Raw genomic sequence first — 13,965 nt, 5'->3', positions numbered from 1 at the left:
ATTCGGAGGTAAATAATTATGAAGTACAAAGGTGAAGATTTTAACGAACTTAAGAGAATACGTTTAGGTGCTGCTTTCAGTCTATCTGAAGACACTACATTTACATTTCATGACTTAAATGTAAATACGGACATTACATGTTCAACTGACGTACAACAAGATGTTGGTCGCTGGTTTGCATACTTTGTAAAGAACATGCCAAATGTCCCATTTGTCATTATTGGTAAGAATAGCAACGGAAACTTAGTTTATCGTAAGACAGGACCTAATCCAATGCTTCACAAACATAACTGGAAAGGTGGTAACAACTAATGCCTAACAACATATTCAAGCAATATCCATATTTTTTAAATTCAAATGGCTTTTATGAAGTGATTCCACCTAAAAGTAACAATGATGTAGAAAAAATCATTCAATTGTCTAGTCCCATCATTATTGAAAATAAATTTCTCGACCCGTCTACAGGGGTTGAGAAATTGATTATTACAGATGGAAAAAATATTAAACGTATTGAGGCATCAGATATCTTAACATCTTTCAAGCTACCTGGATTAATTAAGTACGGCTTCAACATCAATGAACGGTACATTAAATCATTAAGCTATGCGTTACAATCGATGCGCCAATCACTTCCATTATCTAAATTATATACCGGCGTAGGTGTATTACAGTCTGATGAAGGTATGGTCATTTCATTGGATAAACCATACTTTTCAAAAGAAATAGAGCAATCCCAAGCTAATGAAATCATTTGTGAAACACACTATGATTTACAACCAAAAGGTACTTTCAAAGACTGGTGGGAGATGTACTTAAAACAAGTTAAAGGGAACTTACTACTAGAACTTGCAGTAGTATTTGCTGCTTCTTCATTAGTTACTGCGTTCCTAAAAACAAGACATGAGGTCGAGTTTGCGGGAACCATATTCTCATTTATGGGAAATTCAAGCACAGGTAAATCGACTGCAGCTGCTTTAGCTGTTTCAATAGCCGGCAACCCTACTAAAGGCAGTAATACCCTGTTTAGATCATGGAATGGTACTAGAAACGCGCTTGAAGGATATTTAAGTAGTAACTTTGGTGTGCCTATCGTATTAGATGAATTGTCAGCTGCAACCTTCAAAGACACTACTGGATTGTTGTACAGTTTGGCAGAGGGACAGGGCCGACAACGCTCTAATATTGATGGTAATATCAAAGAACTCAAAAATTGGGGCACTACAGTGATAAGTACCGCAGAACACAGTATTTTAAATGATAGTGCACGTAATGATGGTTTGAACGTCCGTACGATTGAAATATCTGAAGCCTTTACAACAAGTGCTGACAATGCAGATGCAATTAAAAGGGCTACATCGGTCAATTATGGCCATATAATGCCATTAATAGCTGAATATCTTTTAAAACGTGGAAACGAAGTAATTAAATGGTTTCATGCGGAACATGATTGGTTCAAAAACCAACTAAAAAATGAAACGAGTAATACTGGTATTCGTATGTTCAAACGCTATGCAGTGATTGTGACATCAGCAAGAATATTAGCACGTGTAATTGCGACACCCATAGATTTGGATGCAGTAAGAGAGTACCTAATTAATTATCACGCTGATTCCGTAAGTGAAAGGTCCCTGGGGGATAAGGCCATCGATGTAATTGTGCAGTTCGTCATGAGAAATCGTGGGAAATTTGCTGAAAATGGAAAACTCTCAACAATGATTGAAAATTATGGCCTTATTGAGCTGAAAGACGACCACATTCAAGTCAAAATGCTTAAAAATATTTTTAAACATATGTTGAATGAAAATCAATTCCAAGATGTAAATATTGTAATTGATGCTTTACGAGACAAAGGTTATATCCATTCTGATCGGAACCGTAAAACAACAAAACGTAGCGTTCCAGATACTAATGGCAAAAAGAAGACTATTGTCTTTTATCATCTTAAGCTAGATATGACTTATGCTTCAATGTTTGGTTTGAGTTCTAAAACAGAACCTAGTATACCACCATTCGTTGATAATACAAATAAAAATTTGCTAGAAGATTTTGTAACGAAAGCTAAACAATCCGAAGCAAATGACGATTTAGGATTATAAAATATCGCTATAACACCCTAAAGGCTGTTGTAGCTTACTTAATCAAATACTTAGAGGAAATTAAAATGAATACCAAATTCAAATTAACACAATACACATTATGCTCTTTGGTCGAATTAGAGAATCAACAATTAGTCGTAAACTATATTGATCATAACTATGATATAGAATCCTATACGTTAACTGAGACACAACGTAAACTCTTGATACTTTATAAATTTCACCCTGAATTTATAAATGAGGTAGCTCTCACTAATTTCTTTGTGAAAAGTACAAGAGACGACAGAATGACTGTTTATCATATTATCAAATTTTTAAATATTTTATAGAATCGGAGGTCTTTTCATTGGACGAATTAATCACATTACTCGCTGATTTAGTGATTGAAGAAATCAATCACGTTGATGACTAATAATAACGCCCAACACCTCACTGGTGTTGGGCTTATATATAAATTCGTTCATAAATATATATTATCAATTTGGAAGGAGGAAACAGGATGAAACAAGCAATAGGTTATCTACGTCAAAGTACACTCAAAAAACAATCACTCTCAGCCCAAAAACAAACCATCAAGGCATTAGCCGAAAAGCATAATATTCAACACATTACCTTTTATAGCGATAAGCAATCAGGTCGAACTGATAAACGCAATGGTTACCAACAAGTCATTACGCTAATTCAACAAGGTCACTGTGACGTATTATGTTGCTACAGACTGAATCGATTACACCGAAATTTGAAAAATGCTTTGAAACTTATCAGATTATGTCAAAAGCATCAGGTTCATATCTTAAGTGTCTGTGATGGCTATTTCAACTTAGACTCATCTTTTGATCGTTTAAAACTTAACATTTTCATCAGCCTTGCAGAGTTAGAATCTGATAATATCAGTGAACAGGTCAAAAATGGACTACGCGAAAAAGCTCGCCAAGGTAAACTCATTACAACTCACGCCCCTTTTGGCTATCACTATCACGATGGGACATTTACTATAAATAAGGATGAAGCACCTACTGTAAAAGCCATATTCGACGACTACGTGGAAGGTTACGGATACAAGAAAATTTCTCAACGCTTAGAAAAATCCAATCACCTCATCAACCGAAAACCTTTTCAAGTGCGTTGTATTATCCTAAATCCTAATTACTGTGGCCGAGTGCTAAATCAATATGGACAATACGATAATATGTTCCCCCCTATTGTTTCAGTCAGCTTGTATGAATACGCTCAAAAAGTTAGAAACCAAAGACAAGTTAAACGTAGATCTTCAGACAACCAACTCAAACAAAAAATCAAATGCCCTTGTTGTGGTTCAACGCTCACCAATCTGACCATTAGGAAAAAGAAGCACGCATTGCGTTATTATGTTTGTCCAAGAAATATGAATGCTTCACGTTTTGTCTGTGATTTCAAGGGCATCAATGCACAAATGCTAGAAACAAGGGTCTTAACAACTTGTAAGGACTTTTTTCAAAATCAACAGCTCTATTTAAAAATTAATCAAACAATCCAACAACAACTAAAAAACCAAAGAACTTTGGAAACGAAACATATACTCACCCAAGAACAACTAATAGAAAAGCTCGCTCAAGGGACGATTACTGCAGATACATTCAGAGAAAAATCTCTACTGTTACAACAACAATCAAAAACCAATTCATCCATTAGCTCGACTCAAATTCAAAGGGCTTTTCAAAATGTCATTCAACAATGTTTCACGTTAAATATGTTATACCCCTATATTGATGAAATTCATATTACAGAAAATAAAACGCTTACAGGAATCTATTTCAAAAATGAACCCTTAAACATCGTCAATCAAGATATGCAATCATCGATTGCCTAATCAGAAAGGATGAAAAATCATGCAACAACTCAAACAAAAACGTGTTGGTATCTATGTCCGCGTATCAACAGAAATGCAAAGTTCAGAAGGATATAGTATCGACGGACAAATCAATCAAATCAAAGAATATTGTAACTTCCATCATTTCGAAGTCAAAGATATATACGCTGATCGTGGTATTTCAGGAAAGTCTATGAACCGTCCTGAACTCCAACGCATGTTAAAAGATGCAAATGAAGGATTAATCGATTGTGTGATGGTGTATAAAACAAATCGACTTGCACGTAACACCTCTGATTTATTAAAAATAGTCGAAGACTTACATCGCCAAAATGTCGAATTTTTCAGCCTATCTGAGCGGATGGAAGTCAATACGAGTAGTGGAAAATTAATGCTTCAAATCCTTGCGAGTTTTTCTGAATTCGAGCGTAATAACATTGTTGAGAACGTCTTCATGGGCCAAACCCGACGTGCCCAAGAAGGCTATTATCAAGGCAATTTGCCGTTAGGTTATGAAAAAATACCCGATAACCCGATAGTAAACATGAACTGATGATTAATCAACATGAAGCCAATATCGTGAAATATATATTTGAAGCTTACGCTAAAGGTCATGGTTACCGTAAAATTGCTAATGCGTTGAATCATAAAGGTTATGTCACTAAAAAAGGCAAACCCTTTAGTGTGGGTTCTATAACCTATATCCTATCTAACCCCTTCTACATTGGACAAATTCAGTTTGCGAAATACAAAGACTGGAATGAAAAGCGTCGTAAGGGGCTAAACGATAAACCTGTCATCGCTCAGGGAAAGCATTCTCCTATTATAAGCCAAGATTTGTGGGACAAAGTCCAAATGCGTAAGAAACAAATCAAAGAAAAGCCGCAAGTACATGGTAAAGGGACTAACCTACTCACGGGTATTATACGTTGTCCCCAGTGTGGCGCAGCCATGGCCGCTAGCAATACAACGAATACACTCAAAGATGGCACTAAGAAACGTACCCGTTACTATTCCTGTAGCAACTTTCGCAACAAAGGATCAAAGGTATGTTCAGCCAATAGTGTTAGAGCTGATGTTATCGAAAAGTATGTTATGGATCAAATACTCGAAATAGTCAAAAGTGATAAAGTTATCAAACAAGTTGTCGAACGTGTCAATCAAGAGAATAGAGTCGATGTAGCTGCGCTCAATCATGATATTGCTTATAAACAACAACAATTTGATGAAATTAACACTAAACTTAAAAATCTAGTTCAAACCATCGAAGACAATCCAGACTTAACATCTGCACTCAAACCAACCATTCATCAATATGAAACACAACTCAATGACATTACAAACCAAATGAATCAACTAAAGCAGCAACAAAATCAAGAGAAACCATCTTATGATACGAAACAAATCGCTGCCCTATTACAACGAATATTTCAAAATATAGAATCCATGGATAAATCACAACTCAAGGCATTATACCTTACGGTCATTGACCGTATTGACATTCGTAAAGATGAGAATCATAAAAAGCAATTCTATGTCACACTCAAGCTCAATAATGAGATTATTAAACAACTTTTCAATAATAAACAACTCGACGAAGTGCACCTCAGCACTTCGTTTTTATTTTTGCCTCAAACACTCTACTTTCAAATCTAGGACAAGTGTACTGTCCTTTCGTCATTCAATAACACTCAACTAAAGAATAACTCAAAATATACAAAAGAGTCACAACTCGACGTGAAGCTTATATTGATATGACGAAAGAACATCCCAAAACAAAATGTGGGCGGGATAGCAACGGGATTAGACAACTTCATGTAGCAGAAGGATTACGCAAGCGTAATCCCGAAATCCCATTATTATTTATAAATAAATAATATAAATGAACAAGTAACTCGAAACACTCCCAAAAGCCTAAATGATATATAAATATATCGCTATATTTCTCGTGAAACGAGCGGGATAACGGGATTTCCTTGTCATACCAACGATTGTAGCGATTTCTACATGGGATATTTTTTAAATTTCAATGGGATTTTTAACCGAAACAAACGTGATTTCAAACTTATATTATCAAAATGATGTAATACCTACTTACATCAATCAAATACACTAGGAGGTCATAAACATGACGTTAGAACAACAACTCAAAATCTATATCACAAATTTGTTTCACCTACCCCAAGAGGAAGTATGGCAATGTGAAACCATGGATGAGATTGCCGAAAACATCCTTCCTGACAAATATGTAAATCTTGGACCCCTCAGTCAAAAATTACTTCATACCTACACCTATTATTCAGATACATTACACGAAAGAAATATCTATCCTTTCATTTTGTATTATCAAAAACAACTCATAGCCATCGGCTATATCGATGAGAATAACGATATGGATTTCTTATATCTGCACAACACCATCATGCCCCTTTTGGATCAACGATACTTACTAACAGGAGGACAATAATATGCATAAATATATCAAAATCACACAACTCGTCATTACCGTTCTAAGTGAAATAATGACTTGGATGAAAGAATCAGAAAGAAAGGAAAACGCTTATGAATAGATATATTACACGTGGTATTGCCAATAACTTATCCCCCACCTTACAACATCAAATATGGGACCTCGTCCTACAAAAAGATACCAAACCATCTAACGAACAAGAACCCTTGGACTATTTTCATATCTTTCAGTTTATTATGCATCAACAAAAGCTTTTTATAAGACATACTCTAGAAAATCCCGAATACTTTCAATATACAAAAGCAAATGACAATCATCAGGTAAACATTAGTAAAGTCTACGTCATCCGAGAGGACGATGTAGACTTTTCTTATTATGTAATGTTACTACCCGAAGAATACTAAGGAGATAAAATCAATGGAAAATATCACAAATACACTTGTCACCACTGCAATATTTGACGAAAAGAGAACTCACCGCTACTTACTAACAAAGACATGGGACGATAGTAAGAAGACTGCTACAGTCATCACAATGTATCCAAACTACGATGGTATTATAAACATCGATCTCACTACACAACTCATTATCAATCAACTATTACAACAAGATATTGGTACGGTACACTTTGTTAATCTTTATTCAAATATTACTACTCCTAAAAACCTAAAACACTTAAAAGAGGCTTATGATAAACACACAGACATTCACTTGATGAAAGCGATAAGTGAAAGTGAAACAGTGATTCTAGCTTATGGAGCTTATGCAAAGCGGCCTGTTGTCGTCGAACGTGTTGAGCAAGTGTTGGAAATGTTAAAGCCTCACAAAAAGAAAATTAAAAAACTCATAAACCCAGCAACAAATGAAATTATGCATCCACTTAACCCTAAAGCACGTCAAAAATGGACTTTGAAATAAAAGGAGGATTACTTATGAATCATGAAACTACACAATCAAACTGGCAAACGGTTGCTAATTGTTTAGCATCACAAAATTACGTTTCAATAGTAAAAGGTCTAATAAGTCATTTCACAGCAATTGAATTTGATGAAGAAATATTGGATAAAATCTATGATGATTTTATGGATGATGATTGTATTACAACGGTGCTTAATAATGATTTACAGACAATTATTAACCATTACCTATCAAAGTGAATATTATAATACTTATAAAATAGTAGAGCATCCTTCACTTTGCGGTGAGGAATGCTCTATTTAATATCATTTGATTCATTGGTATTATTATCTAATTAAAAAACAATAGAATACTTAGTTTGACTGTTCATGATTAAAATATTCTTTTAATTCTTCCCACTAAATACGAATAAAAGCATATTTTTACTGTTCTTACGAATTCTTCCGGTTAGCTTTTCTATATCGTTTTTCATTCAATAATAATTTTCTTAACATCTTCTAAGTAATCATCTTCAATCATTGGCTTTAAAGTATTTCCATCAATAGCATTTAACATTACATCTTCTTTTTCTTTCAACCGATTATAAACTGCTTTATCGATAAAACCTTTATGAGCTCTATCTCCTTCAGACATTAAATAATAGTATCGTGTATATTGATTATTACTTAATCCCAAACGATGTATTCTATCACGTGATTGCAACATAAACGTTAAATTAAAGTTATATTCAAAATATATTGCATCATGTACTGTCTGATGTAAAGATATGGACTCGCCTAATGTATTAGGATTAGATATTAGAACTTGTGCATTTCCATTCCTAAAATTATTGATCATATCTACCCTATCTTCTTTAGGTGTTTCTCCATAAATCAATATTGAATTAATATCACTTTCTAGTAACCTTTTATTGATTTTATTCATTGTACCTACAAACAATCCCCATACTAGAACTTTTTTTCCTTGGCTAACTAAGTTTTCAATCAATTCAATACCTTTTTCGAATTTTGGAGAAGTTACATTTTTTAAATCAAAAGAATTATAAATTTGTTGTTTTACTTGATTTTCTTCTTCTTTATTTAATGCTTTATCCAAATCGAAATTTAATTCATCATTCAACATTCCTAGTTCACTATAGTTAATATTCTTTTGCAATAATTCTGGGTTAGTTGAAGCTTGTAGTAACCTTATATAAATTGCTAGTATCCCAGATTCATTTTCGTATATCGCTTTTGCTAATTCAATTTGAATATTACTAGGCTTAACACATAATATAATATCATTTTCTGCTTGGGGCACTTCCAAATCGTTCTTATTTGTACGCCAGAAAAAAGGGTTCAACTTGTCATTAATTTCATTAGGATCAGGATTTTGTAAATCAGCAACATTCCAACCAAAATAAGTATCATACTCATCTTTATATAAAATATTTAAGAAGTTAAATATGTCTTGATAACTATTTGGAATTGGGGTACCAGTTAAAACGTATCTATAATAACTTTTAGGACCTAAAGTTAATGCATAACTTGCTCTGCTACTATTAGTACCTTTTATCCTATGAACCTCATCATAAACTATCATTGTCTTATCATTAATAAGTTCATTTAAAACCCCTACATACTTTTGTATTGCTTCAAAATTCAAAACAATGACATTTGCACTTCCCCAATCTGTTCGTACTTTACCTAAATCATTATATTTTTTATCTCTTAGGTTCATAAAGTGTAATTCTCTTTTATCTTGAAAAACTTCAATAAATTCTGAACGCCAAGCTTCAAATGCATTAATTGGAGAAATAACTATTAATTTATCAACTTTCCCCTTTATTTCACTAGACAAAAAAGCAAATGTGCCATACATCATAGCTGTTTTACCAGCTCCAGGTACAGAAAAATTGGCTGCTCTTTTCATGGTGGCTAAATAAAAACTCGCTCTTACTTGAATAGGTTTTAATGGTCTTGTAATCTCTTGATTTATAACATTATTAAAATTTGAAAGTTCTTCTTGCCATCTTGAATCATTTTCTTTAATTGTTAAGCCAGCAATTCTTTGTTCATTAATAGCATAAGCATTTTTACTAATAAAACTTTTTATATTATTATCTATTAATATATCAGGTTTCGATACTTTAGCTAATGCTTTATTCAGCTCTGAAACTAATCTTTCTATTTCAAGATGTGATAAATCCGCTTTTAAAACATAATTAGTGAAATCAGAAAAATAACTTGTGAATTTCTTTAAAGTTCTATGAACCTTTCTGTTCGTAAGATCACTGTCTATACTATCAACAAAAACAAATTCATTATTAACTTCAACTAGTTGTATCTCAGATTTCATGTTCATAAATATCTATCAACTCTCTACTACAATTATTTATTCTTATTAGCATTTCTCTAATTTCTTTTAATTGTTTTAGATTAAATTGTTCAAAATTAAGACTACTAGGTAAACCATTGCCTTTTTCCATATCATTGAGACTTTCAGACATTGATTTAACATTTTCAATAAAACTTTCCACATTAGCATTTCGTTTACTTTTGCTTACAACTTTGTTATATGAAGAACTTACTTCTCGTAGTTCAGGTATCGATTGGCTTAGTGTACTCTTTAAATCTGCGGTAGATTCTACACGTTTTTCTTCTAATTTATCTCTCAAACCATCGATAGCATCTTCTGTTTCTGTATTAAATTGATGACTACCCTCATTTGAAAAAACGATATTTTCAAAATAATCTCTTCCAGCATATGCCCGTGTGCTTGTCCCTGATTGAATTTGCAAAAGGACAAAACTAAAAAATTTTTCAATAGCATCTTCTAACGAAGGTCCACCTTTAGGATAAGCTTTATCTAACTTAGGTACTGCTTCTTCAAATAATGAATAAATGCCAGCATCTTTTATAATATAATAAGAATTCTCTTGTGCATTAATAAAATCTAAAAATTTTCTTATTAATTTTGCAGAACCTAATTGCTTTTCAATAGTTTTTTTTGTTTTATTTGACTCATTTGCATAGTCCGCTACAGTCATCAACTTTTCAACTTCAATTGTTTGATAAATATCCACCGCTTCATCAACTTTATCATAATCTTGCTTTCCTTCTATACCCATTTGTATTGCAAGTTCTAATTGCTTGATTTTAGCTCGATCAGTCTTTTTATCATAAGTAAATGGTAAAATAACAGCTTCAAAATAAAAAGTATTTCCTGTTTCTTGCTCTAATTGCCTGAGCGCAGTAAACCTTCTATTTCCGTCAATAACTCTACCATCATCTAATACATAACCAAATACTTGCTGACCTTTATCTTTAATAGATTTTTTAGTGCTTTTTAAAGCAGAGGTATTAGTCTCATATATCATATTTTCAATACTTTTATTATAATTATTATCTTCAAATTCATAAGCAACCTTTATATCGTCGCTTACTCTAGATATTACAGAAGCAATTCTTCCATTTCTATCATTATAATACAGAAACTTTAGTGGTATTCTATATACCTCTAAAGTTTCTTGATTTAAATCAGTAATAGTTGTTGGTAACTTAGGTTTTGCTCCTGTTTTATCTACTAAACCATCTCGGACTTTTTCAAGTAATGAAATTTTTTCTGTTTCTCCCACTATATTCTCCTCACTTTGAATCATATAATTTTTTAATTTCATTATAAACATCTTGCGCGCTAGTAGCTAATTGATATTTAATATTCAAATTATCTAATGTGTTAAAGAAATTTTTTTGTATTTCACCAATACTTTTATCTCCTAGTCTCATGTTTTCTGCTTTTGTTTCAACAATAAGATATTTTACATCTTGTTCATCAGTTTCTATCATATAGACAAAATCAGGCGTAGTAGTGCCACCAGTATATTTAGGAACTTGTATCGCTTTTTTAGGCAAATTACCAAATACAGTTACATTTTTATCGTAATTTCTTTTTAACAACTCTAACTCAGGTGTTACACTATCATATCTAACTGGTGGTCTTTCATATAAAAATCGTTTTTCAGTTTGAATGTTATTTTCAACGTTAGTACCTAAATAATTTGCATCTACCCAATCTTTAAACTCTGATATTTCTGAATCATAAATGGTTGTAGTGGCAGAAAAATCTAATTTTTTATATTCATAACTTTGACTATATTTTTCTTCAAAACGCTTGTTAAATTCTCTTATTATATTATTTAAACTTAATTCACTCAAGAATCGTTCATCACTATTATATTTATCTTTTAAAACGGAAAGTAAATTTTTATGCATTATAGATATTGGTACATTAGTTTTAAGTACAATTTGTTTTAAAAACTTACCATAGTTCATATAAATAAATTCATTTCTATAATTATATTCTGAAATTGATTCCTTGATAACTTGTTTACCTTCATCATCTTTTTCCAAAGATTGATGTATTCTTTCTGGTTGTTGTTTAACAAATATATCATCGTCGTTCAACAATCTTTCAACAAAAAAATACAGATCATCTTCACTCATCTTTTTGAATTCTAACATATATCTTTTAGATAAATTTTCCCATAAGAATCTCAATTTATTCCAATTCTCTTTATTTAACTTCACTTTTAAATTGGGTGGATTTTTTTTCATATCTCTGACTTTATCTGCATTCAATTTAGATGCATTAACTTCTGGATATAATTCTAACAACCATTCAAATCCTGATTTTTTAACTCCATCAATTTCAACATCTGTTTTAAACTCATTTTTCCTATTAATTAGATTTCGTTCATCTAATTGTTCTAATAACACTTCATCATTATAATGAGGATTCATTTGTTTTCTATGTTCAACTATTTTATTAATCATTTCATCAGTTAATTTGTCTTCACTTAATTTAACGTCAACATCAGAATTTATTTCTCCAATTAACTTTTCTGCGAAATCCTTTTCATCATATCCAATTAAAAATGAAAGTCTACTTGGAAATTCATCTTGTGTTAACCTATGACCAGTCTCATCAACAGGTAAACGCAAACCTCTTCCTACTTCCTGTAACTTGCTATTTTCAGAACCAGAAGTTCTCAATTTCGCAATAACGAAAACATTAGGGTTATCCCAACCTTCTCTTAGTGTCCATTTTGAAAATAAAAATCTTCTTGTAATCCAATTACCATTCGAATCCTTAAAACTCAACATTTTCTCTTTATTTTTAAGTATGTCATTTACTTCAGCTTGTATTGCTTCTTCACCGGAACCTCTGTCTTCACCAAAGTAACCTGCATGAACCATTTGATTTTCACTATTAAGACTCTCGTATGTAGCTTTTAAAAAATCTGAGTATTCGATCTCTCGTGGTAATTTTTTAAATTCAAATTCTTTTATTAATTTTCTAAGTTTAACTTTTAAAAGTCTCTCAAAAGTCTTTTTCAACCAGCCATCTTTATTTCTATATGACCTAATAGAATCAATAAAAAATAGTGAAAGTGTTTTTACTTTTGGTTGAAAATTTTCTTTTAGGTTTTCTCTCATAAAATTATTAATTTCATGCTCAAAATGCTGATTAATCGCATCCTCAATAATGTGTTCCTGATAACTAATAGTGTAAGTACTAGGTATTAATTCCATATCTTCATTAATTTCTAATCCATTAGATAAATTATTATTACCTGAATAACTCAAGCCGCCTTCAAATGATGAGTCCACATTAGCTAAATTCTCGCCTACACTTAAAGTCCATCTCTTCTGACCTTGTTTTAAAACCAATTCTTTAGTTTTAACACTGTCAATTTTATATCGATTTTTTGCTTGTTCTGGAGTCAAGTTAGGATAAAATATATCAATTCCTTTTACTAAACCTTGATTAAAACTATCTATTGCATTTAATTCAAATTGTGGTACTTTACGATAATAATCTTTACTTTTTATCTTATTTTTACCACTGCCTTGTTGGATTTCAGGAAACGTAGCTCCTAATCTTAGTATCATTTGTGGACTAAGATTCTGTACTGCTTTATAAAACTCTCCATTTCTTGGAAACTTGTGTGGTTCATCGATTAGCACGATCGATTTCGTTGCTTTAAGTGCTTCAATCGGCTTAGTGTACCCTGTTAACAATGTTTGATTGAATCGTTCCCTTCCTTTATTTTTACCTCTTGATATAATACCTTTCATATTCTCTGAGTTTAACATTGATGCATTTATTAGTAATATTTGAATTGTAGAAGCATTTAGTGAATCTCCTTCAATAAAATCTATTAAGTGTGATGGAATCACACCTTTATTACTATTAAAATCTCCTGCGTTAATTATATTTAAATTAATTTGTATATTTTCATAATAATTCGAAAAGTGTTGCTTTGAATAGCTTGACTCTATAAATTTCTTCCACCCTTCTTTAATTGCAGGAGTTGGAACTACTATAATAAATTTAAACAAACCATAAGATTTAAATAGTTGATATATAGTTCTTAATCCAACATAAGTTTTACCCGTCCCAGTTTCCATCTTAATATCAATATTCGCCTTATTTTGACCAGTATAATTTATTATTGGATTTGCATAAGGAGTTGTATTTTCATTGAATGTAAGGTCTTGTCTTATTCCATAGAAGGATTCATTTATTGCTTTAATTGCATTCATTTGATGCGGCAATTCTTCCAAAAAAATTTCCATTTTTGTAATTCT

Annotated in this window: 10 protein-coding genes and 1 pseudogene; 8 read left to right on the top strand and 3 right to left on the bottom strand. The window is 31.9% G+C overall.

Going from position 1 to position 13,965, the window contains the following annotated elements; genetic code table 11:
- The first annotated feature begins 18 nt into the window (after positions 1–18).
- The 8 genes and pseudogenes from ssb (at position 19) to MUA51_RS00275 (ending at position 7,572) form a co-directional block, all read left to right on the top strand.
- The gene (gene ssb / locus MUA51_RS00310; RefSeq protein WP_262559930.1) at positions 19–312 is read left to right on the top strand and encodes a cassette chromosome ssDNA-binding protein; all 294 of its coding nucleotides are present in this window, start codon (positions 19–21) and stop codon (positions 310–312) included.
- Entirely contained in the window at positions 312–2,096 is a 1,785-nt protein-coding gene (gene cch1, locus MUA51_RS00305; RefSeq protein ID WP_262559929.1) for a cassette chromosome replicative helicase, read from the top strand. The genes ssb and cch1 overlap by 1 nt, the downstream gene beginning before the upstream one ends.
- Positions 2,097–2,595: 499 nt before the next feature.
- On the top strand, positions 2,596–3,945 hold the full coding sequence (gene ccrA, locus MUA51_RS00300) for a cassette chromosome recombinase CcrA (RefSeq protein WP_262559928.1): 1,350 nt from the start codon (positions 2,596–2,598) through the stop codon (positions 3,943–3,945).
- A gap of 19 nt (positions 3,946–3,964) precedes the next feature.
- Positions 3,965–5,601: pseudogene (gene ccrB, locus MUA51_RS00295) on the top strand (cassette chromosome recombinase CcrB).
- Positions 5,602–6,073: 472 nt separating this feature from the next.
- On the top strand, positions 6,074–6,412 hold the full coding sequence (locus MUA51_RS00290; protein ID WP_262559927.1) for an SAUGI family uracil-DNA glycosylase inhibitor: 339 nt from the start codon (positions 6,074–6,076) through the stop codon (positions 6,410–6,412).
- 95 nt (positions 6,413–6,507) lie between these two features.
- Complete coding sequence (locus tag MUA51_RS00285; protein WP_262559926.1) at positions 6,508–6,819, top strand: DUF960 domain-containing protein; 312 nt, start codon at positions 6,508–6,510, stop codon at positions 6,817–6,819.
- 13 nt (positions 6,820–6,832) lie between these two features.
- Positions 6,833–7,333: a DUF1643 domain-containing protein gene (locus MUA51_RS00280; RefSeq protein WP_262559925.1), complete on the top strand. Its 501-nt coding sequence runs from the start codon at positions 6,833–6,835 to the stop codon at positions 7,331–7,333.
- A 14-nt stretch (positions 7,334–7,347) separates the two neighbouring features.
- Positions 7,348–7,572, top strand: coding sequence for a hypothetical protein (locus tag MUA51_RS00275; protein WP_262559923.1), 225 nt, complete (start codon positions 7,348–7,350; stop codon positions 7,570–7,572).
- Positions 7,573–7,801: 229 nt separating this feature from the next.
- Here MUA51_RS00275 and MUA51_RS00270 read toward each other — a convergent pair whose 3' ends face one another.
- The 3 genes from MUA51_RS00270 to MUA51_RS00260 are packed head-to-tail and all read right to left on the bottom strand — an operon-like array spanning position 7,802 to position 13,953.
- A complete protein-coding gene (locus MUA51_RS00270) occupies positions 7,802–9,676 on the bottom strand; it encodes an SNF2-related protein (RefSeq protein ID WP_262559922.1) in 1,875 nt (624 codons plus the stop codon).
- Positions 9,660–10,991: a hypothetical protein gene (locus MUA51_RS00265; RefSeq protein ID WP_262559921.1), complete on the bottom strand. Its 1,332-nt coding sequence runs from the start codon at positions 10,989–10,991 to the stop codon at positions 9,660–9,662. Before MUA51_RS00265 ends, MUA51_RS00270 begins: the two co-directional genes overlap by 17 nt.
- Positions 10,960–13,953, bottom strand: coding sequence for a type III restriction-modification system endonuclease (locus tag MUA51_RS00260; RefSeq protein WP_262559920.1), 2,994 nt, complete (start codon positions 13,951–13,953; stop codon positions 10,960–10,962). The genes MUA51_RS00265 and MUA51_RS00260 overlap by 32 nt, the downstream gene beginning before the upstream one ends.
- Positions 13,954–13,965: the final 12 nt, after the last annotated feature.

Origin of the sequence: Staphylococcus sp. IVB6214, assembly GCF_025558585.1 — a bacterium.
Lineage (GTDB): Bacteria > Bacillota > Bacilli > Staphylococcales > Staphylococcaceae > Staphylococcus.
This window is presented reverse-complemented; position numbering and strand designations above follow the sequence as displayed.

Coding starts and splice junctions, on each gene's coding strand:
- MUA51_RS00285 (WP_262559926.1), top strand. CDS start 6,508: ATGAATAGATATATTACACGTGGTATTGCCAATAACTTATCCCCCACC.
- MUA51_RS00260 (WP_262559920.1), bottom strand. CDS start 13,953: ATGGAAATTTTTTTGGAAGAATTGCCGCATCAAATGAATGCAATTAAA.
- MUA51_RS00270 (WP_262559922.1), bottom strand. CDS start 9,676: ATGAACATGAAATCTGAGATACAACTAGTTGAAGTTAATAATGAATTT.
- MUA51_RS00290 (WP_262559927.1), top strand. CDS start 6,074: ATGACGTTAGAACAACAACTCAAAATCTATATCACAAATTTGTTTCAC.
- MUA51_RS00265 (WP_262559921.1), bottom strand. CDS start 10,991: ATGAAATTAAAAAATTATATGATTCAAAGTGAGGAGAATATAGTGGGA.
- MUA51_RS00280 (WP_262559925.1), top strand. CDS start 6,833: ATGGAAAATATCACAAATACACTTGTCACCACTGCAATATTTGACGAA.
- ssb (WP_262559930.1), top strand. CDS start 19: ATGAAGTACAAAGGTGAAGATTTTAACGAACTTAAGAGAATACGTTTA.
- MUA51_RS00275 (WP_262559923.1), top strand. CDS start 7,348: ATGAATCATGAAACTACACAATCAAACTGGCAAACGGTTGCTAATTGT.
- cch1 (WP_262559929.1), top strand. CDS start 312: ATGCCTAACAACATATTCAAGCAATATCCATATTTTTTAAATTCAAAT.
- ccrA (WP_262559928.1), top strand. CDS start 2,596: ATGAAACAAGCAATAGGTTATCTACGTCAAAGTACACTCAAAAAACAA.